A 20973-nucleotide genomic window follows, 5' to 3' on the forward strand; every position below is an offset into this window, starting at 1 on the left:
AGTACCCACAATCGGCACAGAATGGACTCCGTACGGCCAGTGCGGGTCCCCTGCGTTCCGGACCCGGAAGACCCGGTCCGCCCACGCAGCGGCCCCCGCCACGGGTCCACGGCCGCCCGTATCCCCGGCCGGAGGAGTCACCGGATGGAAGGCGCCCTGCCCGTCCTCGCCCTGGTCGTCGTCGTGGTGACGGCCGGCGCGGTCGCGGTCTCCGCGCACTTTCGCAAGGAACGCGTCGCCGAACTCCGCGGTTGGGCGCGCGCACAGGGATGGACCTACACCGAACACCACCCCGCCCCGTTGGGCGACGCCGCCCTGCCCCGCCCCCTGGGCGGGCGCTCCCCGCGCTTCCACCACGTCCTGGACGGACGGCACGGCGGCCACCGCGTCACCTTCTTCGAGCACACCCCCCGCCCGGCCGCCCGCGGCGCGGACGAGGCCCCGCACACCTACCGGGTGGTGGCCGTGCGCACCCCCGGCACCGACACCGACCTGGAGATCCGCCGCCGCGACGACGCGGCGGCCGGCGCCACGACCGACTTCGCACGGGCCTTCCAGGTGTCGGGCGGCAACGGGTTCGCCCGCGCCGCCCTGGGACCGGAGACGGTGGAGTGGCTGCTCTCCGACCCCCGCTCGCGCTCCTTCCCGGTCCGCTTCACCGGGGAGCACGTGCTCACCTGGGCCGTCATGCGGCTGGACCCGGACCGGGCGCTCACGGCGGCCGACTACCTCATCGACCTCATCGACCGCGTCCCCGCGCAGGCCTGGGGGACGCACGCCACCGGCTCCTGACCCGGCCGTACACCGCTCACGCCGCCGGGGGGAGCGCTAGAATCCGGCTTGCCCCAACGCAGCAAGGAGTGACATCCGTCTTGAGCGACCCCAACTCGACGGCGCGCATCTCCCGCGCGGACCTGTTCCGCGACGAGGAGGTCCCCGACCCCGACTCGACGGCCCGGATCTCCCGTGCCGACCTCTTCCGCGACGAGGAGGCCCCCGACCCCGACTCGACGGCGCGCATCTCCCGCGCCGAACTGTTCCGCGACCAGGACGCCGCCCAGGCGCCCGACCCGAACTCCACCGCGCGCATCTCCCGCGCGGACCTGTTCCGCGACGACGACTGACGCGGCCCGCGACGCGAAGAGCGCCCGCCCGGCGGACCGGACGGGCGCTCTTCGCGTGCGGAGGGGCGGGCTCAGCGGCGCTCGCGGACGGCCGCGACGATCTCGGCGACCGCCTCGTCCACCGGCACCCCGTTGTTCTGGGAGCCGTCGCGGTAGCGGAAGGAGACCGCGCCCTTGCTGATGTCCTCGTCGCCCGCCAGCAGCATGAAGGGCACCTTCTGCTTCTGGGCGTTGCGGATCTTCTTCTGCATGCGGTCGTCGCCGGAGTCGACCTCCACGCGGATGCCCTGGGAGCGCAGCTTGGCGGCGACCTCCTCCAGGTACGGCACGTGCTCGTCGGCGATCGGGATGCCGACGGCCTGCACCGGGGCCAGCCAGGCCGGGAAGGCGCCCGCGTAGTGCTCCAGCAGGACGGCGAAGAACCGCTCGATGGAGCCGAACAGGGCGCGGTGGATCATCACCGGGCGCTGGCGGGAGCCGTCGGAGGCGGTGTACTCCAGGTCGAACCGCTCGGGCAGGTTGAAGTCCACCTGGATGGTCGACATCTGCCAGGTCCGGCCGATGGCGTCCTTGGCCTGGACGGAGATCTTGGGGCCGTAGAAGGCGGCGCCGCCCGGGTCCATGACCAGCTCCAGCCCCTGCTTCTGGGCGGCCTGGCGCAGGGTCTCGGTGGCCTCCTCCCAGACCTCGTCGGAGCCGATGGACTTCTCCGGGTCCTTGGTGGACAGCTCCAGGTAGAAGTCCTCGAGCCCGTAGTCGCGCAGCAGGTCCAGCACGAAGGTCAGCAGCGAGTCGAGCTCGTCCGCCATCTGCTCCTTGGTGCAGTAGATGTGCGCGTCGTCCTGGGTGAAGCCGCGGGCGCGGGTGAGCCCGTGGACCACCCCGGACTTCTCGTACCGGTACACGGTGCCGAACTCGAACAGGCGCAGCGGCAGCTCACGGTAGGAGCGCCCGCGCGCGTCGAAGATCAGGTTGTGCATCGGGCAGTTCATCGGCTTGAGGTAGTAGTCCTGGCCGCCGTCGAGCTGCATGGGGGGGTACATGCCGTCCGCGTACCAGTCCAGGTGCCCCGACTTCTCGAACAGGGCGCTCTTGGTGGCGTGCGGGGTGTAGACGAACTGGTAGCCGCTCTCCTCGTGGCGCCGGCGCGAGTAGTCCTCCATGACGCGGCGGACGATGCCGCCGCGGGGGTGGAAGACCGCCAGGCCCGAGCCGATCTCGTCCGGGATGGAGAACAGGTCCAGCTCGGCGCCGAGCTTGCGGTGGTCGCGCTTCTCGGCCTCCTCCAGGAAGGCCAGGTACTCCTTGAGGGCGTCCTTGCTCTCCCAGGCGGTGCCGTAGATGCGCTGCAGCTGCGGGTTGGTCTCCTTGCCGCGCCAGTAGGCGGCGGCGGTGCGCATGAGCTTGAACGCCGGGACGACCCGGGTGGTGGGCAGGTGCGGACCCCGGCACAGGTCCTTCCAGCACTGCTCGCCGCTGCGCGGGTCGATGTTGTCGTAGATGGTCAGCTCGCCCGCGCCGACCTCGGCGGAGGCGCCCTCGGCGGCCTCGGCGGCGCCGCCCTTGAGGCCGATCAGCTCCAGCTTGTAGGGCTCGGTGGCCAGCTCGGCGCGGGCCTCGTCGTCGCCGACGACCCGGCGGTCGAAGCGCTGCCCCTGCTTGATGATCTGCTGCATCTTCTTCTCGATGCTCTTGAGATCGGCCGGGGTGAAGGGCTCGGCGACGTCGAAGTCGTAGTAGAAGCCGTTCTCGACGGGCGGGCCGATGCCCAGCTTCGCCTCGGGGAACAGCTCCTGGACGGCCTGGGCGAGGATGTGCGCGGTGGAGTGGCGCAGGATCGCCCGGCCCTCCTCGGAGTCGATGGTGATCGGCTCGACGGCGTCGCCCTCGTGCAGCTCGCGGAACAGGTCCCGCGGCTCGCCGTTGACCAGCGCGGCGATGACGGTCCGGCCGTCCGCCTCCAGTGCCTGCCCCGCCGTAGTGGTGGCCGCCACCACACGCGGTGTTCCGGCGATGGTGATGTGCAGCTCGGGCGCGGCGGACACGGTGACTCCTCGTAAGACGCGAACAGGTGGTGACGCCGGGCGCCGCGTCCCTTGCGGGCGGCGCCGCGTCTGCGAACGATGCTATCGGCTCCGGGCGGCGGCCGCCCCGCGGTCCGCGCGGGACGGGAACGGCGTTCCACCTTGCGGTATACGGCGTATGCGCGGAAGGGGGCGGGGGTTTCCCCAGGGGAATGGGAGGCGTCGGGAACCGGTGTGCCGACACGATCGTTCCCCTGGAGATCGCATGATTCGGACCCGGGTGTCGCCGTGTCCGAGGGACCGTAACAGGAGGCCCGAGCCGGGACGACCGTGCAGGGCACTCGGTGGGGCACCCGCGGGCAAGACGAATCTGTCACGAATTGTCAGGTTTTCAGCGAGTCGTCCACAGCTTCGCCGAGGGCCATTGATCCCCTTCCGGGGATCGGTGACAATCAGCAGACATCCGACCACCGTCCCAGTCGACCCGAATGCACCCACTCGCTTCGACCGAATACCGTGAGCGCATGTCACCGAGCCCACCGAACGGACCATCGACCCCGGAGACATCCCCCAGCACGTCCCGCAGCAATCGCCGCGCCCGCGTGTGGCGGCGCACCAGGGCACGGCTCCGCCTCTTCCGCAGGCGCATGCACACCCATCCGGTGCTGCACCTGCCCTGGCGCATCCTCGTGGGCACGGCGGGAGCCGTGATCATCCTCGCCGGCCTGCTGATGATGGTGGCCCCCGGACCGGGGGTCGCGGCGGTCATCCTCGGCCTGGTGGTGCTCAGCACCGAGTTCCTGTGGGCCCGGAAGGTGGTGCGCCCGGCCCAGATCTGGTTCCACCGGGCGGAGCGGTTCGGCATGCGGCTGCGGGCCGAGGCGATGAGGCGCTACCGCGCCCGCCGGGAGCTGCGGCGCAAAAGACTCGCCGGGTGAGCGCACCCGTCCGCTGAACCGGGGCCCGCACGGGCCCTTCGCCGCGTCCGGCGCGGCCGGAGCGCCCGGAGGGGCCGCGTCCCGGCCGGGGACCGATCGCGGCCGCCGCCTCGCGCGCCGGGACCCTCTTCCGGCCCGAACGGCGAAACGGCCCCGCGCGGGGGCCGAAGCCTCCGAGCAGAGCCGTTCCGTGAAGCGAGTGGGCGATACAGGACTCGAACCTGTGACCTCATCGGTGTGAACGATGCGCTCTAACCAACTGAGCTAATCGCCCGAGAACCGCGGTGTTCCGCCGTTTCGGTGTCCGCCCTGTCGTTCGGACAAGGAAAACTCTAGCGCATCCCGGAGGGTGGTCGCTCCACCCCGGATCCCTCCCTCCGATACCCCCTGTGACCGAGGTCACATTACGCTACCGTCGGGTTCATGGCAGAGTCACCCGTCGGGCGTGCATCCCCACAGATAGAAGGAGTTCACGGCCCGATGGGCGCCCGGCGCGACCCCGTATAGCGCAGTCTTCGTGACGCGGGCCACCCGACATTGGGAAATCTTTGGTTTCTCCTGGTCATTACAGTGACGAAGGATCGCGGAGCCGCCGAGCGGCGCGCCGCGCCCGCAGGGCGGGCGGCGAGACCTCCGGTCCGATCGAAGAAAGTCCCCGTACTCACGTCATAGTCCGCGAGCGACCCCGTTGGAGCGAGTGAGACGGCACCGACCCGCACCGCCGCAGGCGAGGGCCGGACGAGAAAAGGTTTGGCGAACATGAACAGTAGCGACACCACTGCCACCGCCGAGCTGGGCCTTCGGCTCGTGGTTCCCGAGCGCACCGCGGTTCCCCTGGTCGCACGGCTCGACTACAGCGCGGAGGACCCGTACGCGATCCGCGTGGCCTTCCACACCGGCGAGGAGGACCCCGTCGAGTGGATCTTCGCCCGTGAGCTCCTGACCGTCGGCATCGTCCGCCCGGTCGGCGAGGGCGACGTCCGCGTGTGGCCCTCCAAGGACGAGCACGGCGAGCGCAACGTCTGCATCGCGCTCTCCTCCCCCTTCGGGCAGGCCGAGTTCGACACCCAGGTGTCGCCCCTGGCCGAGTTCCTCCACCGGACCTACGAGATCGTCCCGGCCGGCCAGGAGGCCCAGTTCGTGGACCTCGACGAGGAGATCCAGCAGCACCTGGCCTCCTAGGGCCCGCGGGCCACGGGGTCGCACGGTCACAGCACCGCACAGTCCAACGGCAGGGGGACGGCGCCGAGCGCCGTCCCCCTTCGTGTGTCCTGCGGGCCCGTCACGGGTCCAGGTCGGCCGCCGAGCGCTCGGCGAACACCTTCATCGCCTCCAGGGTGACCGGCCCGGGGGCCTGCGACACCTCCAGGTCGCCGATGCCGAGGACCGGCTGCACGTCGCGACCGGTGGAGGTCAGGAACGCCTCGCTGATCTCCGGCAGGCGCTCCATCGGCACGTCCTCCTCCTCGCCGCCGTACCACTCCAGGACGAGCTCGCGGGTGATGCCCGCCAGCGGGCCCGCGGACAGCGGCGGGGTCACCAGGCGGCCGTCCAGCACCACGAAGATGTTGCTGCCGGTGCCCTCGCACAGGTTCCCCGAGATGTTGCGGAAGACCGCCTCGCTCGCCCCGCGGGCCTTGGCGTAGGCCAGGGCGCGCACGTTGTCGGCGTAGGAGGTGGTCTTGAGCCCCGCCAGGGCGCCGAACTCGTTGCGCGGCCAGGGGGCCAGGGCGACGTTCGTGTGCGGGGGGATCGGCGGGAAGGGGCCCAGCGCCACGATCATGGTCTGCTCGCCGGCGGACCGGTCCGAGCCCAGCGGGCCGGCGCCGTCCGTCACGGTGATGCGCACCCGGGCGTCGGAGAGCTCGGGGTTGGCGGCCACCGCCTGTTCCACGCCCGAGGCGACCAGCTCCAGGTCGGGCGTCTCCATGCCCAGCCCCTCGGCGGAGCGGGCCAGGCGGCGCAGGTGGCGGGTGAGCGCGAACGTGCGGCCCTGCCGCGCCCGAACGGTCTCGAAGACGCCGTCGCCCACGGTGATGCCGTGGTCGGCCACGGGAATCCGCGCCTCGGCCGCGTCGACGACGGTGCCACGGCCGTAGCCGGCCCCGGCGATCCACACCCTCATTGTCCCAACCCCCACGCTTCTCGGGTGCCCGGACGGGCCCGGGCCGCGGCACGATCCTCCCACCTCAGGGGCGGCGGCGACGCCCGGGTGCCTACCGGCAGCCCGTCGGGCTTGGCAAGGTCATGACCGGCACCGGCCGTGGTCCGGTTCTCCAGGTCCGCCCATCATCGCATCGTGACTGGTCAGGCGCACACCGAAAAAAGGCGGCCCGGTCCCCTGACGCCCGGAGGGCCGAAAAGATAAGTTACGAATGGCTATCATCTGGGCAACGCTTATGCGGGACCCGGCGGTGACCGGTCGTGCTCTCCCCCCTCGGACGACCGTCCCGCGGCGCACGGGCCCCGCAGGTCCCCTGACCGCTCCGACCCGACAGAGCAAAGAGAGACATGACCCCACCGAGCACCGCCCGCGGAGAACTCAGCTGGCTGCTGGACGACCTCCTCACCCGGGCCTCCGGAACGCAGCACGCCATCGTCCTGTCCACCGACGGACTCCTCATGGCGACCTCCAGTGGTCTGGACCGCCCGGCCGCCGAACACCTGTCGGCGATCGCCTCGGGCCTGCACAGCCTCGCCGGAGGGGCCAGCAAGCAGTTCTCCGCGGGGAACATCCGCCAGAGCATCATCGAGATGGACCGCGCGTTCCTCTTCGTCGCCGCAGCGGGCGAGGGGGCGTGCATGGCCCTGATGTCGGACTCCGACAGCGACGTGGGCCTGATCGCCTACGAGATGAACAAGGTGATCGAGAGGGTCGGCCAGTACCTCTCCGCACCGCCCCGGCCCGACATGCCCTCCACCCCGGCACACGTCGAGAAGTGACCTCCCCCGCCGCCGCGGCGGGCCGCCCGCCGGCCCTGCCACGGCAGGGGGGCCGGGCGCGTCCGGGCCGCCGATTTCGCGCTCGGCCCGGAATCCGCTAGAGTTCTTAACGCAGCGAGCGGGGCGGACCGGCACGACCGGGAGGCCCGCGGAACTCGCCGCGCGGACGTGGCTCAGCTGGTAGAGCATCACCTTGCCAAGGTGAGGGTCGCGGGTTCGAATCCCGTCGTCCGCTCCAACGGTCCGACTCGGCCGCCGCGAGGTGGCGGAGTGGGACCGGCCCCGGGACCCGGTCCCGGAGCACACGCGGACGTGGCTCAGCTGGTAGAGCATCACCTTGCCAAGGTGAGGGTCGCGGGTTCGAATCCCGTCGTCCGCTCGGAGAGGCCCGCATGGGTGTCCACAAGGCGGCTCCCCCATGTCGTTTCCTGGCGGAGTGGCCGAGTGGTTGAGGCAAGGGACTGCAAATCCCTGCACACGGGTTCGATTCCCGTCTCCGCCTCCATGCACCTCATCTCCCATGAGGGCGGTTAGCTCAGTTGGTTAGAGCGCTACCTTGACACGGTAGAGGTCACAGGTTCGAATCCTGTATCGCCCACGCCCGGCCCGCACGGACGTCGCACAGCGACACCGTGCGGGCCTTCTGCTTTTCCCGGGGGTCCTCACCGGGGCCGTCCCGGGGCCCGTTCCCGGGGCGGGGTCCGGGGCGATGACAGATGTCATCGGTGGGGGCGTGCGAATCACAGGGGAAACCGGTGATGGCCGCCTCTGCCGGGCGCGGCGGCCCCCTCGTTAGGTTCGAGGCATGAACAGCGACGACCACCTCCACCCCGCCCCGACCGCGCGGCCGACCGACGCGCCGCCCGCCCCCGCACAGGAATCCGCCCCCGTCCCGCCGCCCGCCCCGCGGCGCCGCGGACCGCGGCCGGTCCCCGAGGGGGTGCCCTACCACCGCGTCCTGGCCGGGGAGAAGCGCGGCATCTGGCGTGGCATCCTCGCGATCGTGCTGCTCGTGGTCGGGATGCTGCTGTTCAGCACCGTCCTCTCCTTCCTGGCCGTCGCCGTCGACATGCTGACGGGCAGGACCGACCCGACGTCGGGCGAGTTCGAGCTCACCCCGCTGCTCAACGCCTCGGGCCTGCTGGCGATGGCACTGCTCACCCCCTGGAGCATGCTCGTCCAGCGGTGGCTGTACGGGGTGAGGGGGGCGTCCCTGCACTCGGTCCTGGCGCACTTCCGGTCCGGGCCGTTCACCCGCTCCCTGCTGGTCATCGGCCCGATCTGGGTCGTCTACATGACCGCCTTCTCGTTCGTCACGCCCTACGAGGAGGGCGTCTGGTCGACCACCGACCTGTTCCTGAGCTTCGGCATCATCATGCTGCTGGTGCCGCTCCAGGCCGCCGGCGAGGAGTACGGCTTCCGCGGGCTGATCTTCCGGGTCGCCGGGAGCTGGAGCCGCGGCCCGCGTGCGGCCCTGGCCATCGGCGTCACCGTCTCCAGCCTGGTGTTCATGGCGGCGCACTTCGCGGCCGACCCGTGGCTCAACCTCTACTACTTCACGTTCGGCGCCACCCTGGCCCTCATCACCTGGCGCACGGGCGGGCTGGAGGTCGCGATCGTCATCCACGCGGTGAACAACACGCTCGCGTTCCTGATCTCCGTGCTCACCCACTCCGACCTCGCCGCCGGGTTCGACCGCTCGGTGGGCACCGGGTCCGCGATCATGCTCGTCCCCTGCGTCCTGCTCGTCGCGGTCACGGCGGTGGTGTGGTGGCGCACCCGGCGGACCGGGCCCGCGCTGACCCCCGCCGGACCCCGGCCCGCCCAGGTCTCCGCGGTCTGACGCCCGGCGTCCCGGGACCGGTCGGCGGGGGCGGCACGGCGTGCCGCCCCCGCCTTCCCGGTGTCCGCGCAGGCGTCAGGGGACGCGGTGGCCCGCGGCGCGGAACAGCTCGTACCACTCCGGGCGGGTCAGGGGCAGGTCCGACCCCCGGGCCGCCCCGGTCACCCGCTCGGGGGTGGTGGTGCCCAGCACGACCTGCATGCGGGCGGGGTGGCGGGTGATCCAGGCGGTGGCGACGGCCACGGGCGGCACCCCGTACTTCCCGGCGAGCCGGTCGATGACGGCGTTCAGCTCCGGGTACTCGGGCGAACCGAGGAAGACCCCGTTGAAGAACCCGGCCTGGAACGGCGACCACGCCTGGACGGTGATGTCGTGCAGCCGGGCGTGGTCCAGGACCCCGCCGCCGTCCAGGGTGGCCGACTGCGGTTCCCCGAGCATGTTGGCGGCCACCCCCTGGGCGATGATCGGGGCGTGGGTGATCGACAGCTGGAGCTGGTTCACCACGATGGGCTGGCGCACGTACCGGCGCAGCAGGTCGATCTGGCGGGGCGTGTGGTTGGAGACCCCGAAGGCGCGGACCTTCCCGGCGGCCTCCAGTTCGTCGAACGCCCGGGCGACTTCCTCCGGCTCGACGAGGGCGTCGGGCCGGTGCAGCAGCAGGATGTCGATGCGGTCGGTGTCCAGGGCCCGCAGCGAGCCCTCGACGGACCCGACGATGTGCTCGTACGAGTAGTCGAAGTACGGTCCCTCCGGGACGATGCCGACCTTGGTCTGAATGGTGAGGGCGTCGCGCTCGGCCGGGGTGAGGCGCATCGCCTCGGCGAAGCGGCGCTCGCACTCGTGCAGGGTGCGGCCGTAGATGTCGGCGTGGTCGACGAAGTCGATGCCCGCCTCCCGGGCGGTGCGCACGAGGGTGCGGATCTCGTCGTCGGTCCTGTCCGCGATGCGCATGAGGCCGAGCACGACGTTGGGGGCGGTGATGTCCGTCCCGGGCAGGGTGAGGGTCTTCACGGGTTTCCTTTCGATCCGGCGGTCACGACGTTAGGAGCCCGGACCGGGGAAGTCCAACGGGGGGTGTCCGGCGGCCGGGCCGCTCCGGGCGCGGCGGCTGACACGGCGGCTGACACCGCGGCGGCGCATCCTCCCGGAACGGGCGGTCGGCGTCTACCGTGGGTCCATGAGCGAATCCGAGATCGACACCTCCGTCCCGCCCAGCGGCCCCGGCTGCCAGGAGTGCCTGGCCGGCGAGGGCTGGTGGTTCCACCTGCGCCGCTGCGCGGCCTGCGGGCACGTGGGCTGCTGTGACAGCTCCCCGGGACAGCACGCCACCCGCCATTTCGAGGAGACCGGGCACCCGCTCATCCAGAGCTACGAGCCGGGCGAGGCGTGGTTCTACGACTTCCGCAGCCGGGAGGCCGGCGACGGCCCGGAGCTGGCGGAGCCCACCTCGCACCCCGCGGACCAGCCGTCCCCGGGGCCGGAGGGCCGGGTGCCCGCCGACTGGACGAGGCGGCTCCACCGCTGACCCTCAGCCGTCCCCCGGGCGCCCGCGGGCCTGGAGGCGTACGGCCACCAGGCGTACCGCGGCCGCGATGACCCCGGCGTTGAAGAGCATCTGGACGATGAGCAGTGCGCGCGCCCACTGGCCCTGCGCGTGGACGTCGCCGAAACCGATGGTGGCCAGTGTGGAGAGGGCGAAGTAGAGGGCGTCGGTCCGGGTCTCCAGTCCGCTGAACTCGCCGGGGCGGGTCAGCGCCACCCCGTGGTCGGCCAGGGCGAAGAGCGCGATCCCGCAGGCGGCGAGCAGGACCGGCGGGCGCAGGGGCAGCGCCGCCGGGTCCTCGCTCGCCTGGAGCCGGGCCGCGCGGACCACCAGCAGGGCGATCAGTCCGAGCCCGAGGACCAGCCCCGTCCAGCGCAGCCACAGCTGCCAGGCCGGGCCGGTGCCCTCCAGGGGGACGAGGTAGTACAGCGCGCCGATCAGGAGCACCTCTCCCGCGAGGGACGCGTACTCCCACCGGCGCCGGGACGGGCTCCGCCCGCTCACGAAGGCCATGACCCACAGTCATAGCACGGACACGGCGGGCTTTCCCGGTGGTCAGCGCAGGGCCGCGCGGCGCTCCAGGATCTCCAGCACCCGTTCGTACCAGCGCAGGTTCTCCTCCTCCAGGGCGATGCCGCGGAGCAGGGTGAGGTAGGGGCCGATCCGCTCGGCCCGGGCCAGGTGCTCCTCCTCGCCGCGCCCCTGGAGCAGGCGCTCGCGCAGGCGCAGGTAGTGGCCCAGGCGGGCGCTGGACCAGGCGGTGCGCTCGGTCACGGCGGTGCGCACCGCGTCGGTGTCGCCCGCGTCCACCGCCTGCACCTGGACCATGAGCTCGTCGCGGATGGCGATGTGCCGCGGCGGGCGCGCGGTGAAGGCCCGCAGCTCCGCGTGCCCGTGCCCGGTGAGGGTGAAGACGCGCTTGTCGGGTCTGCGCTCCTGGCGGACCACGGTCGCCTCGATGAGGCCCTCGCCCTCCATCCGCTCCAGCTCCCGGTAGATCTGCTGGGGGGTGGCCATCCAGAAGTTGCCCACCGAGGAGTCGAAGACCTTCGTCAGGTCGTACCCGGAGGCCGGCCCCTCCAGCAGGGCGGCCATGACGGCGTTGCGCAGTGCCATCCGGTCACTGTAGCGCCGGGCCCGCCGCCGCGCCTCCGGCCGGCCGCTCCGTGCGGCCCGCACCCGTGTACAGGCCGCGCGGGAGCTGTTAGCCTCCCGTCCACCTACTCAATTTTTTGAATAAGGAGTGTGCGCCGTGGGGACCTTCCGCGAAGCAGTCGAGGCCCGGGACCCCGACGCCGTCGCCGGCCTGCTCGCCGACGACGTCGTCTTCACCAGCCCCGTGGCGTTCAGGCCCCACCACGGCAGGGCCGTCACGGCCGCGATCCTGCGCGCGGTGCTGGAGGTGTTCGAGGACTTCCGCTACATCGGCGAGTACGCCTCCGACGACGGCCGCGAGCACGTGCTGCGGTTCCGGGCCTCGGTGTCGGGCAGGGAGGTGGAGGGCTGCGACCTGCTCCACTACGCCGACGACGGCCGGATCGACGCCCTCACCGTGATGGTCCGCCCGCTGTCGGGCCTCCAGGCCCTGGCCGACGCCATGAACGCGCGGTTCGACCGGATCCGGGAGGAGGCCGCCTCCGCCGGGTGAGGGCGGGAGGGCGTCGCCCCCGGCGGGTGCGGCGCCTACCCTCGAAGGCGTGACGAACGCACTCGCGACGACCGACCCCGCGACCGCGGCCGACCGGATCCGCCGGGTCCTGGGGGACGGCCCCGTCCTGGCCCTGACCGGGGCCGGCATCTCCACCGACTCGGGCATCCCCGACTACCGGGGGCCCGGCTCGCCGCCCCGCACCCCCATGACGTACCAGCAGTTCGTCGGCGACCCGGCCTTCCGCCGCCATTACTGGGCGCGCAACCACGTCGGCTGGCGGCACGTGCACCGCACCCGGCCCAACGACGGCCACCGCGCGCTGGCGAGGCTGGAGGCCGCGGGGGTCGTCTCGGCGGTCATCACCCAGAACGTGGACACCCTGCACGAGGCGGCGGGCAGCCGCTCGGTGATCGACCTGCACGGCCGCTACGACCGGGTGGTGTGCCTGGGGTGCGCCGCGGTGATCCCCCGCGACCGGCTCGCCGAGCGGCTGACCGCGCTCAACCCCGGCTTCACCGGCGGGGTGGACGACGTCGAGATCGCCCCCGACGCCGACGCGGCGCTGTCGGCCACCGAGGGCTTCCGGGTGGCCGACTGCGCCGACTGCGGCGGCATGCTCAAGCCCGACATCGTCTACTTCGGCGAGAACGTGCCCCCCGCGCGGGTCCGCCGCGGGTACCGGCTGGTGGAGGAGGCCGCCGCGCTCCTGGTCGTCGGCTCGTCGCTGACCGTCCTGTCGGGGCGGCGGTTCGTCAAGGCGGCCGCCGACCGCCACCTGCCGATCGTCATCGTCAACCGGGGCGCCACCCGCGGCGACGCGCTGGCCGACCTCACCGTCGACGCGGGCTGCTCGGAGGTGCTCACCGCCCTGGCCGACTCCTACACCGGCTGAGGGCGCGGCGGGGCCGGGGGCTCAGTCGAGCCCGGCGAGGAACTCCAGCAGGGCCGCGTTGACCTCCTCCGGCCGTTCCTGCTGCGTCCAGTGGCCGCAGCCCGGCAGGGTGATGTCCCCCCGCAGGTCCGGGACGATCGAGGTGAGCGCCGCACGCAGCTCCGGGACCCCGCGCATGGCCAGGACCAGGTCCATCGTGCCCACCATGTACAGCCCGGGCACGTCGATGGTGCGCCCCTGGAAGGGGGACATCAGCCCCTGGTTGGCCTCGATGTTGCGGTACCAGTTCAGCGGCCCGGTGTAGGCGTGCTCCTTGTGCAGGGCGTGCTCGCGGGCGAAGAACCGCACGGCGTCCTCGGTGAGCCAGCCGGGCAGCGACTCCGGCTCGGGCAGGCTGTCCACGGCCGTCGTCCCCTCGGGGATCATCCACACCCTCGGCTCGTCGGCGTCGGGGTCGTCGTCGGACGCACCCGCCAGGATGCGCCGCAGGAACCGGACCGGGTCGGCAGCCATCTCCGCGTCGGCCCGGCCCGGCTCCTGGAAGTAGACCTGGTAGTAGCCCTCGCCGTAGATCTTCCGCGTCACCGAGGGCGGCGGCATCATCGCCGGGGGCGCCGGCGGCACGCTCAGGCCGACCACCCCGCGCACCAGGTCCGGGCGCATGAGCGCGGTGGCCCAGGCGACCGGGGCGCCCCAGTCGTGGCCCACCACGACGGCCCGCTCCTCCCCCAGTGCGTCGATGAGCGCGACCACGTCGCCCACCAGGTGCGGCAGGGTGTAGTCCGACACCTCCTTCGGGCGGTCGCTGCGGCCGTACCCGCGCTGGTCGGGGGCGACGGCCCGGTATCCGGCCTCGGCCAGGGCCGTGAGCTGGTACCGCCAGGAGTACCAGCCCTCGGGGAATCCGTGCAGGAGCAGGACCAGCGGCCCGCTCCCCTGCTCCGCGATGTGCAGTCGGACTCCGTTGCCCCGGATGTCCCTGTGCGCCATGTCCACCGTCCGTTACCCGATCGGTCGGGGGGTCACGGCCACGCTACTGTGCGGGCCGCCGCCCCGTCCGCCCTCCCGGGCGACACGGAGCGAACGTTCTCGGACACGTCGGCGGATGCCAGAGGAAAAGGGGGCCCCGGCGGTAATCCCGCCCGCCCCGCCGAGGACTACTTCCCCGAGAGTCCGATGACGGCGAAGGAGACCGATGAGGACCGACAGGGCCGATGCCCCGCCCACCGACCGGTTGGCGGATCTCTACGACCGATATCACGCCAGGATCCTGGCGTTCTGTCTCCTGCGCGCGGACGAGACGGTGGCCGAGGAGGTGGCCAGTGAGACGTTCGTGATCGCCTGGCGCAAGTTGTCCGCCATCCCGGACCCGCCGCTGCCCTGGCTGCTGGGCGTGGCCCGCAACCTGCTGCGCAAGCAGTACGGCGCCCGGATGCGCCGGGAGACCCTGCTGCGGCGGCTGGCCGAGCTGGCCGACCGGCGCGACGAGCAGGAGTGGGACGTCGCCGAGCGGTTCGTGTTGCGCGAGAGCGCCGTCCGGGCCCTGAGCGAGCTGTCCGAGAAGCACGTGGAGGCGCTGACCCTCGTCGCCTGGAACGGGCTCTCCCCCGCCGAGGCGGGCCGGGTCGTGGGCTGCTCGGCCGGGACCTTCTCGGTCCGCCTGCACCGCGCCCGCCGCGCACTGCTCAAGGAACTGGAGACTCTGGAGGGCTCCGCGGCCCGCCGGGGGCGGGGGCGCGGCTCCCCCGATCCCCGGCCGCCCGGCCCCCGCACCCCCGACCACACCATCGTCCGCACCGTGCACCAGGAGGCCCGATGATCCAGGAAGACATCCTCGACACCGTGTCCGCGCTGGAGCCCCCGGCCCTGCGCGAGCGCGCCGAAGAACTGAGCCGGGCGAACCGGGAACAGGTCCTGGCGCGGGCCCGGGCGGCGGGCGGCCGGCGCGCGTTCCTGCGTGCGGCCGCCGACCGCCGCTGGCGGCTCCCGGTGACGGTGGGCGCGCTGGCCACCGCCGCCGCGGTCGCCGCCGGACTCTTCGTGTACTCCCCGGGACGGCTCGTGGTCCCCGGCGAGCCGGGCGGCGCCGACGTGCAGAACAGCGGCACGGAGGCCCCCGCCTACGCGGACGCGCGGGAGCTGCTCGCGGCCGCCGCCGAGGCGGCCGCGGCGCAGGAGGAGGAGCAGGGCGGCTTCTGGTACGTGCGCACCCGCAACCACCGCCCGGCTAGCCCGCTGGACTACGGCCAGGCCGAGTACACCGCCCTCCAGACCTTCACCGAGGAGAAATGGGTCGAAGTGGGCGGTGAGTTCCGGCTGCTGAACAACCTCAACCTCCGCACGGAGACCACCTTCCCCAGCGAGGCGGACCGGAGGGCCTGGGAGGCGGCGGGATCACCCGAACTGGACCACACCACCCCGGTGAGCACCGCCTACCGGGGGGAGGGGATCGGGCGACTCGGACTGGGCGTCTCCGAACTGGGGGGGCTTCCGGGCGACGCCGAACGCCTGGAGTCCCTGCTCCGCGAAACCCTGCAGGCGGAAAGGGAACAGGGCGGCGACACGTCCCGGGTCACGGATGCGGCATTCGACTCGTTCCTGAGCGACGCCTTCTCGGGGCTGGTGACCGATCCCGTGCGGAACGACACCCGGGGGGCGCTCTTCGCCCTGGCCGGGGAGCTGGAGGGGATCCGGCTGATCGGACCGGACAAGGACCCGCTCGGGCGGGCGGGCTACAAGGTGGAGGTCCCCTACCCGCCCGACCCCCAGAACGAGGAGCTGGCCATGTACTGGGTCATCGACCCCGAGACCGGCACGCTGCTGAGCGAGCACCGCGCCGGCGGCGAGATCTGGGTGGCCTACGAGGAGGCCGGGTTCGTCCAGGAGATCGGCGAGCCGGCGGTGCCCGTCGACTACCAGGACCTGCGCGGGGAGTGACCCCCGGTCCGCCCCCGCTTCCCCGGGGGCGGACCGGGGCGTCACCGCGGGCGGGGCGTGAAGGCCACCGGGAGGCGGTCCGGGCCGCCCGCCCACGGTGAGGGCCCGCGGTCCGGTCCGGACGGGACCGCCCGCAGGTCCGGCAGGTGCTCCAGGGCGGTCTCCACCGCGGCGGCGGCGATCGCCGCCGCGACCCCGGGCGCGGGGTGCGGACAGCCGCGCTCCCCGTGGCCGAAGAAGACCCGGGGCCGCTCCCGCGCGGTGCGCGGCGCGTCGCGGCCCGCCGCCGCCAGCCCCAGCACGAGCAGGTCGCCGCGGCGGATCCGGCGGCCGCCCAGGTCGCAGTCCTGCACCGCCCAGCGGCCCGCCGTGTTGCGGGCGGGGGTGTCCCGCCACAGCGTTTCCTCGAGGAACCCGGGGACGGTGGTCCGCCCTGCGGCCAGCGCCGCCGCCGGGCCGTCGCCGGCCAGGGCCAGGCGCAGGGCGCCGGCGATCCAGTCGCCGGTGGTGGCCTGGCCGTGGACCAGTGCCAGGAGCAGGTCCAGGGCGGGCTCCCCCGGATCCGCCGGCGTCCGGCGGGCGGCCAGCAGGGAGAGCGGGTCGGCGCGCGGCAGGCGGCGGCGGTCCAGCAGCAGCTCCGTGAGGCGGGCGTGCAGGCGGCGGCGGGCCGGGGCGGCCCCCGGACCGGTGTCCGCCGCGGCGACCAGGTCCGCGAACGGGGACGGGTCGTCCCCCGGAGCGCACAGGCGGGCGAAGACGCGCGCCGGGACGTGCCGGGCGTAGTCGGCGACCAGGTCGGCGCTCCCCGCGGCGGCGAAGGCGTCGATGCGTTCCAGGCAGACCCGCACCGCCAGGTCGCGCAGGTCGGTCCCGTCGACGGCGGCCAGGGCGTCGCCGACCGCGTCGGCCCGCTCCCCGCCGTCCTCCCCGAACGGCACCGGCGCGCACAGCACGTGTTCGAGCACCGGGTGGTCGGCGCCGACCCGGTCCCAGAGGTTCCACCGGCGGTGGTCCCGGGAGAACCATTCGGGCCGCCCCATCACCTGCCGCAGTTCGCGCACGCCGGAGACGAACCAGGCGGGGACGTCCCGCTCCAGCAGGACCGGGGCGACCGGGCCGAGCGCGCGCAGCCGGGCGTACAGGCCCGGGACGTCGCTGTGGGCCCCGTCCCCGTACAGGCGGGGCGCGTCGGCGTGGTCGGGAGAGGGCGGCGGCGGGCCGCTGCTCGCCGGGTCCGGGGTGTCGGGCGCCCTCCGCCACCGGAACGGGTCGTCCGCGCTCACGAGGCGATCCCCGCGCCCGCGGTCACCGGGCCGACCGCCGCGACCAGGGTCCGCGGGACCAGGACGCCGACCCTGAGCCCGCCCTGCGCGGAGGCGCCGAAGTCCACGGAGAAGCGGTGGCGGGCCGCGATGAGGCCGACCACGGCCAGTCCGGTGCGCTCCCCGTCCAGGGTCTGGAGCCCCCCCGGGGAGTCGATGCGGGCCCGGGCGGCCTCGCGTTCGCGGCGGCGCATCCCGGGGCCGCCGTCCTCGACGCTCAGGAGGACCCCCTCCTCCCCCTCCTCGGCCCGGACGAGCACCTCGGTGTCGGGTCCGGAGAAGGAGGCGGCGTTGTCGAGCAGCTCGGTCAGGACGCGGGCCAGCGGCTCGGCGGCCTGGCCGAGGACCTCCACCCCCTCGGCGCCGCGGGCGCGCACCCGCCGGTGGGCGCCGATGCGCCGGGTCGCCCGGCGCAGGACCTCGGGCAGGGGGACGGTCCCGGTGTCGCGGCGGCCGAGGCCGCCGCCCGCGAGGGTGACCAGGGTGTCGGCGGTCCGGACGGTGCGGGCCAGGACCCGGCCCGCCTCCACCAGGTCCTCGCGGACCTCGGGCCGGTCGCCGTGGGTCTCCCGCAGGGTGTGCAGGTGCTCGGCGGCGGTCTCCAGCCCGGCGCGCAGGCGGGCTCCGCAGGCGGCGGTGGCGGCCAGCGCGGTGTCGGTGCGGCGGGCGGCGGTCAGCAGCTCGTCCCGGACGTGGTCGCTCAGCCGGGTCAGGGCGTCGTCGATGGGCTGGTGTCCGCTGGGCGGGGGCGGCGGGTCGGCGGCCTCGGCGGCGGCGCGGCGGTCGGCGCGGATGCGGGCGGTCAGCAGCGGCAGCCAGGTGCGGTCCAGGTCGGTGATCCGCCGTTCGCAGCGGGCGATGAGCGCCCGGGCGTGCTCGGCCCGGCGGGCGGCCAGGTCGAGTTCTCCCCCGGCCACGCGCAGCAGCCGGTCCAGTGCCGCGTGCCGGACCGGGGGGTGCGCGGCCAGGACCTCCCGGACGGTGCGCCCGGCGCGGACGCCCTCGGCCAGGGCGGGCAGGAGGTGGTCGGCCAGCAGCGCGGCCTCGTGTTCGAGGGTCTCGCCCGCGGTCTGGGCCCGGATGCGCCCGTCCCGGACCACGTGGACGGTGGCGGCGCGGTGGGCGGCCACGGCGACGGCCGCGCACAGGGCGGCGCCGAAAGCCCCGGCGGCCGCGGCGACCAGGGGGCGGTCCCGGACGCCGACCGCGGCCACCGTCCACGTCCAGGCGGGGACGACGAGGACGGCGGTGGCCAGGAGGGCGATGAGGGCCTGGTGGGCGGGGTGCACGGAGGTCCGGGTCCGGTCGCGGGAGTCGGTCGGCATGGGGTCCTCGGGTCGAACGGAACGGGGTCCCGCCGCGCGTTCGACGGGCCACGGCGCTCGCCGGGAACGCGCGGTCGGACGATTTTCACGTTAGACCACATTCGCGCTCGGTGCGGGGCTTACAAAAAGGAATCCCCGCCGAAAAAGCGGGATTCCCCCAGGTCGTCACGTACCTTGATCGTCGAATTCGCCATTTGTCAGGACAATACATTCACCGGCCCAGGCGTCGTCCCGTCAGCCCGGATTCCCCTCGGGCCTTTTCAGGGCAGGAACAGGGCGAGCGCACAGACGAGCGCCACGGCCAGCGCGGTGTTGCCGATCGCCGAGGCGCGGCGGCCGGGCGCCCCGGCGTCCTGCCCGCGGGCGGGCAGGCCGGGCAGGCGCAGCACGACGAGGGCGACCGCCGCGGCGGTCAGAGCGGTCAGCAGGTACCACAGGGCGACCGGGACGGCCGTCCAGGTGACGGCGACCAGGCAGACGGGGACGAGGAAGACCAGCGAGGCCGTGCGGGACAGCGCGTCCCAGCGGTCGGCGAGACGGCGCCCGCCCGAGCCCGGGCGGGCGGCCAGGACGAGGGACACGGCGGCGACGGCCCACCAGAGGCAGAAGAAGGCGCTGATGACGACGGCGATCGATTCGGTGTTCACGACCACTCCTTTCCGGTGAGCAGCTCGACGGCCTGCCCCTCCACCTCGGCGGTGGTGTTGGAGAGCACGATGACCGCCCGGCCGGCCTCCCGGTCCAGGGCCAGCATGGAGGTGAACCCTCCGGTGCCCCCGTTGTGCCAGGTCACCTCGGTTCCTTCGACGTCGGTGGCGACCCACGCGTAGCCGATGCGGTCCTCGCCGTCCGGCCAGCGCGGTTCCAGGGCCGCCGCACCGGGCGCGGTGCCGTCCAGCAGTGCGCGGGCGAACCGCTCCATGTCGGCCGGGGTGGAGCGGACGCCGCCGGTGGGGGCGTAGGCCATGGCGAGCCAGGGGGCGGCGGTGCGGCCCTTCGCGGTGTGTCCGAGGGTCGCGCCGGCGGGCAGGTCCGCCTCGGTGCGGGGGAGGTACGTGTCGTGCATGCCGAGCGGGTCCAGCAGGCGTTCGCGCAGCAGGTCCGGGTAGTCGGCCCCGGCCGCCTCGGCCAGGGCCAGGCCCAGAAGGGCGAAGCCCAGGTTGGAGTAGCGGGACTCGCCGCGGTCGGTGAGCTCGGCGGCGCGCGCCTGGTCCAGCAGGGCGGCCTCGTCGTAGCGGTAGGGGTCGCGTCCCAGGAAGTTGGCGGCGACCGCGGCGTTCACGACGTCCCGGAACCGGGAGGGGAGCCTGGGCAGCCCGGAGCGGTGGGAGGCCAGTTCGGCCAGGGTGACGTCGGCGGCCGGGGCGTCGCCGAGGTCGAGCAGGTCGCCCAGCCGCGTCTCCTCGGCGACCTCGCCGCGCTCGATCGCGTCGGCCAGGAGCAGGGCGGTCATGGTCTTGGTGATGGAGCCGATCTCGAAGTCGGTGTCGGCCCCGCCGCCGAAGTGGGCGGCGGCGGTGTCGGCGCCGTCGACCTCGACGACGGCGAGCAGGTCGCGGGGGCCGTCGGCGTACAGGTCGCGGGCGCGGTCGAGCAGGTCCGGGTCACCGGTCCCGGCGGCGGAGAGCGTCGGGACGCGCGGGGCGACCGCGACGCCCAGGGCGATGACCAGGAGCGCGGCCAGGAGGGCCGCCACGGCGGTGCGGGTGTGCACGGGCCACCTCTCTCTCGGGTCAGACGGCCCCGCCCGCGGCGGTGAGGATCACCAGGAGCGGGACGAGGCGTTCGGGAGGGACGGCGTAGTGGCCGCGGCGGACGGTGACGAGCCATCCGGCGGCGGCCAGCAGGTTGACGTGGTGGTAGATCTGGCCGGTCGTGCCGAAGTCGGAGCGTTCGGCCAGGGCGGCGACGGTGTCGGTGCCCTGCCAGACCGCCTGGAGCAGCTGGAGGCGGACCGGGTGCCCCAGGGCGTCCAGCGCCCCGGCGCGGCGGGACCAGTCCTCCGCGGCCAGGCGTTCCGCGGGCAGGCCCTGCTGCCACTCGACGGCCTCGGGGCCCGAGCCGACGACCCCGGCGAAGGCCACGCCTCCGGCTCCGGTGACGCGCCGCTTCAGGGCGTCCAGGGCGAAGAACGGATCGCCCTCGGCCTCCGGCGCGGGCCCGGCCGCGCCCCGCGCCTCCAGCGCGGCGATCCTGGCCTCCAGGTCGGCCAGCCTGCGTTCGGTCGTCTCATCTGCCACACCCGGACGGTACCAGAAAGTCCGTAATTACGTAATTCCGTAGAAACACAAGGACCCGTCCGACTTTGCCGGATGCGGAACGATCGCTGGCGTTCCGCTGACCCGGACCGGCAGATCATGAAGGGGCGGAGCGCGACCCGCGTCTTCCGTGCACGTCCGAAGGGCCGGGGCCCGGACCGTCGCGCCCGGTC

22 protein-coding genes and 5 tRNA genes are annotated in these 20973 nt (G+C 73.6%); 15 read left to right on the forward strand and 12 right to left on the reverse strand.

Features of this window, described 5'->3' with window-relative positions:
- Positions 1-144: 144 nt before the first annotated feature.
- Both ACFVNO_RS07250 and ACFVNO_RS07255 read left to right on the forward strand, forming a co-directional pair.
- Positions 145-792, forward strand: coding sequence for a hypothetical protein (locus tag ACFVNO_RS07250; protein WP_378890207.1), 648 nt, complete (start codon positions 145-147; stop codon positions 790-792).
- An 80-nt stretch (positions 793-872) separates the two neighbouring features.
- Complete coding sequence (locus tag ACFVNO_RS07255; protein WP_378890210.1) at positions 873-1124, forward strand: hypothetical protein; 252 nt, start codon at positions 873-875, stop codon at positions 1122-1124.
- 71 nt (positions 1125-1195) lie between these two features.
- Here the strand turns inward: ACFVNO_RS07255 and thrS are convergent, their stop codons facing one another.
- Entirely contained in the window at positions 1196-3169 is a 1974-nt protein-coding gene (gene thrS / locus ACFVNO_RS07260) for a threonine--tRNA ligase (RefSeq protein WP_355265936.1), read from the reverse strand.
- Between the two features lie 626 nt (positions 3170-3795).
- Here thrS and ACFVNO_RS07265 point away from each other — a divergent pair.
- Positions 3796-4086 (forward strand): PGPGW domain-containing protein, encoded by a 291-nt coding sequence (locus ACFVNO_RS07265; protein ID WP_355265939.1) that lies wholly within the window; start codon positions 3796-3798, stop codon positions 4084-4086.
- A gap of 200 nt (positions 4087-4286) precedes the next feature.
- Here ACFVNO_RS07265 and ACFVNO_RS07270 read toward each other — a convergent pair.
- A tRNA-Val gene (locus ACFVNO_RS07270) sits at positions 4287-4360 on the reverse strand.
- 485 nt (positions 4361-4845) lie between these two features.
- On the opposite strand from ACFVNO_RS07270, the gene ACFVNO_RS07275 reads away from it, so the two are divergent.
- A complete protein-coding gene (locus ACFVNO_RS07275; protein WP_220559771.1) occupies positions 4846-5268 on the forward strand; it encodes an SsgA family sporulation/cell division regulator in 423 nt (140 codons plus the stop codon).
- 100 nt (positions 5269-5368) lie between these two features.
- Here the strand turns inward: ACFVNO_RS07275 and ACFVNO_RS07280 are convergent, their stop codons facing one another.
- Complete coding sequence (locus ACFVNO_RS07280) at positions 5369-6211, reverse strand: aminotransferase class IV (RefSeq protein ID WP_355265943.1); 843 nt, start codon at positions 6209-6211, stop codon at positions 5369-5371.
- A gap of 386 nt (positions 6212-6597) precedes the next feature.
- Between ACFVNO_RS07280 and ACFVNO_RS07285 the strand changes: the two genes are divergently transcribed.
- The 6 genes from ACFVNO_RS07285 to ACFVNO_RS07310 all read left to right on the forward strand — a co-directional run bounded on the left by ACFVNO_RS07285 (position 6598) and on the right by ACFVNO_RS07310 (position 8872).
- Entirely contained in the window at positions 6598-7029 is a 432-nt protein-coding gene (locus tag ACFVNO_RS07285; protein WP_017546789.1) for a roadblock/LC7 domain-containing protein, read from the forward strand.
- A gap of 162 nt (positions 7030-7191) precedes the next feature.
- Positions 7192-7267, forward strand: a tRNA-Gly gene (locus ACFVNO_RS07290).
- A gap of 68 nt (positions 7268-7335) precedes the next feature.
- Positions 7336-7408, forward strand: a tRNA-Gly gene (locus ACFVNO_RS07295).
- Positions 7409-7459: 51 nt separating this feature from the next.
- A tRNA-Cys gene (locus ACFVNO_RS07300) sits at positions 7460-7534 on the forward strand.
- Positions 7535-7553: 19 nt separating this feature from the next.
- Positions 7554-7627 (forward strand) — tRNA-Val (locus ACFVNO_RS07305).
- 207 nt (positions 7628-7834) lie between these two features.
- Complete coding sequence (locus ACFVNO_RS07310; protein ID WP_355265947.1) at positions 7835-8872, forward strand: CPBP family intramembrane glutamic endopeptidase; 1038 nt, start codon at positions 7835-7837, stop codon at positions 8870-8872.
- A 75-nt stretch (positions 8873-8947) separates the two neighbouring features.
- Here the strand turns inward: ACFVNO_RS07310 and ACFVNO_RS07315 are convergent, their stop codons facing one another.
- Complete coding sequence (locus tag ACFVNO_RS07315; protein WP_355265950.1) at positions 8948-9883, reverse strand: aldo/keto reductase; 936 nt, start codon at positions 9881-9883, stop codon at positions 8948-8950.
- Between the two features lie 166 nt (positions 9884-10049).
- Here ACFVNO_RS07315 and ACFVNO_RS07320 point away from each other — a divergent pair, with 166 nt between their 5' ends.
- Complete coding sequence (locus ACFVNO_RS07320; RefSeq protein ID WP_355265953.1) at positions 10050-10397, forward strand: UBP-type zinc finger domain-containing protein; 348 nt, start codon at positions 10050-10052, stop codon at positions 10395-10397.
- Positions 10398-10400: 3 nt separating this feature from the next.
- Here ACFVNO_RS07320 and ACFVNO_RS07325 read toward each other — a convergent pair whose 3' ends face one another.
- Positions 10401-10928, reverse strand: coding sequence for a potassium channel family protein (locus tag ACFVNO_RS07325; protein ID WP_355265956.1), 528 nt, complete (start codon positions 10926-10928; stop codon positions 10401-10403).
- A 42-nt stretch (positions 10929-10970) separates the two neighbouring features.
- Positions 10971-11531 carry a PadR family transcriptional regulator gene (locus ACFVNO_RS07330; RefSeq protein ID WP_355265959.1) on the reverse strand — a complete coding sequence of 187 codons (561 nt, stop codon included), beginning with the start codon at positions 11529-11531 and terminating at the stop codon, positions 10971-10973.
- A gap of 136 nt (positions 11532-11667) precedes the next feature.
- Here ACFVNO_RS07330 and ACFVNO_RS07335 point away from each other — a divergent pair, with 136 nt between their 5' ends.
- Both ACFVNO_RS07335 and ACFVNO_RS07340 read left to right on the forward strand, forming a co-directional pair.
- Entirely contained in the window at positions 11668-12063 is a 396-nt protein-coding gene (locus tag ACFVNO_RS07335) for a nuclear transport factor 2 family protein (protein ID WP_355265961.1), read from the forward strand.
- 49 nt (positions 12064-12112) lie between these two features.
- Positions 12113-12958 carry an NAD-dependent protein deacetylase gene (locus ACFVNO_RS07340; RefSeq protein WP_355265964.1) on the forward strand — a complete coding sequence of 282 codons (846 nt, stop codon included), beginning with the start codon at positions 12113-12115 and terminating at the stop codon, positions 12956-12958.
- 21 nt (positions 12959-12979) lie between these two features.
- On the opposite strand, the gene ACFVNO_RS07345 is transcribed toward ACFVNO_RS07340, so the two are convergent.
- Positions 12980-13954, reverse strand: a complete 975-nt coding sequence (locus ACFVNO_RS07345) for an alpha/beta fold hydrolase (protein WP_378890221.1) — start codon at positions 13952-13954, stop codon at positions 12980-12982.
- A gap of 199 nt (positions 13955-14153) precedes the next feature.
- On the opposite strand from ACFVNO_RS07345, the gene ACFVNO_RS07350 reads away from it, so the two are divergent.
- Together ACFVNO_RS07350 and ACFVNO_RS07355 are read left to right on the forward strand one after the other, a co-directional pair.
- Positions 14154-14777, forward strand: coding sequence for a sigma-70 family RNA polymerase sigma factor (locus tag ACFVNO_RS07350; protein ID WP_355265970.1), 624 nt, complete (start codon positions 14154-14156; stop codon positions 14775-14777).
- A complete protein-coding gene (locus ACFVNO_RS07355) occupies positions 14774-15895 on the forward strand; it encodes a hypothetical protein (protein ID WP_378890224.1) in 1122 nt (373 codons plus the stop codon). Before ACFVNO_RS07350 ends, ACFVNO_RS07355 begins: the two co-directional genes overlap by 4 nt.
- Before the next feature lie 41 nt (positions 15896-15936).
- Here the strand turns inward: ACFVNO_RS07355 and ACFVNO_RS07360 are convergent, their stop codons facing one another.
- The 5 genes from ACFVNO_RS07360 to ACFVNO_RS07380 form a co-directional block, all read right to left on the reverse strand.
- Positions 15937-17178 carry a cytochrome P450 gene (locus ACFVNO_RS07360; protein ID WP_355265976.1) on the reverse strand — a complete coding sequence of 414 codons (1242 nt, stop codon included), beginning with the start codon at positions 17176-17178 and terminating at the stop codon, positions 15937-15939.
- On the reverse strand, positions 17175-18542 hold the full coding sequence (locus tag ACFVNO_RS07365) for an ATP-binding protein (RefSeq protein WP_355265979.1): 1368 nt from the start codon (positions 18540-18542) through the stop codon (positions 17175-17177). The genes ACFVNO_RS07360 and ACFVNO_RS07365 overlap by 4 nt, the downstream gene beginning before the upstream one ends.
- A 260-nt stretch (positions 18543-18802) precedes the next feature.
- Positions 18803-19189 (reverse strand): hypothetical protein, encoded by a 387-nt coding sequence (locus tag ACFVNO_RS07370; protein ID WP_355265982.1) that lies wholly within the window; start codon positions 19187-19189, stop codon positions 18803-18805.
- Positions 19186-20256 (reverse strand): serine hydrolase domain-containing protein, encoded by a 1071-nt coding sequence (locus ACFVNO_RS07375; protein ID WP_378890229.1) that lies wholly within the window; start codon positions 20254-20256, stop codon positions 19186-19188. The genes ACFVNO_RS07370 and ACFVNO_RS07375 overlap by 4 nt, the downstream gene beginning before the upstream one ends.
- Before the next feature lie 19 nt (positions 20257-20275).
- Positions 20276-20782, reverse strand: coding sequence for an ArsR/SmtB family transcription factor (locus tag ACFVNO_RS07380; protein WP_378890232.1), 507 nt, complete (start codon positions 20780-20782; stop codon positions 20276-20278).
- Between the last annotated feature and the right edge of the window lie 191 nt (positions 20783-20973).

The organism is Nocardiopsis sp. NPDC057823, assembly GCF_042797335.1.
In the GTDB taxonomy this organism is placed as follows: domain Bacteria; phylum Actinomycetota; class Actinomycetes; order Streptosporangiales; family Streptosporangiaceae; genus Nocardiopsis; species Nocardiopsis changdeensis.